The sequence below is a fragment of the Kocuria cellulosilytica genome (assembly GCF_040981245.1).
Classification (GTDB): Bacteria; Actinomycetota; Actinomycetes; order Actinomycetales; family Micrococcaceae; genus Kocuria; species Kocuria cellulosilytica.
Window position 1 is genome coordinate 1 of record NZ_JAVFWZ010000104.1, and the last position, 563, is coordinate 563.

Sequence of the window (563 nt, forward strand, 5' to 3'; positions counted from 1 at the left end):
GCCGCCCACGGCCACCACGCCCGACGCCTCGCAGCGCACCTGGCTCGGCTCGGCGCTGCAGTCGGTGCTCGCGATCGTCGCGGCGCTGGTGCTGGGCGGGCTGCTGATCGCCCTGACCGACGAGCGGGTCGCCGACGCCGCGGGCTACTTCTTCGCCCGCCCCGGGGACACGCTCGGCGCGATGTGGGCCGCCGCGTCCGCCGCCTACGAGGCCATGTTCTACGGCGCCGTCTACAACCCCAACGGCAACACCTTCACCCAGCGCATCTACCCGTTCACGGAGACCCTGACCGTGGCCACGCCGCTGGTCCTCGCCGGCCTCGGCGTGGCCGTGGCCTTCCGGGCCGGGCTGTTCAACATCGGCGCCCAGGGCCAGCTGCTCATCGGCGCGACCCTCGCCGCCTGGGTCGGCTTCACGTGGCAGCTGCCGGCGGGCGTGCACCTGCTCGCCGTGGTCCTCGCCGGCGCCGTGGGCGGGGCGCTGTGGGGCGGGATCGTCGGGCTGCTCAAGGCCCGCACCGGTGCCCACGAGGTGATCCTCACGATCATGCTCAACTACATCG

General features: G+C 73.7%; 1 protein-coding gene. It reads left to right on the forward strand.

The annotated features are described in order from the left end of the window. Window positions 1–563, forward strand: a 563-nt coding sequence (locus tag RCG67_RS17210; protein WP_438612690.1) for an ABC transporter permease subunit, incomplete at both ends; no start/stop codon positions are given.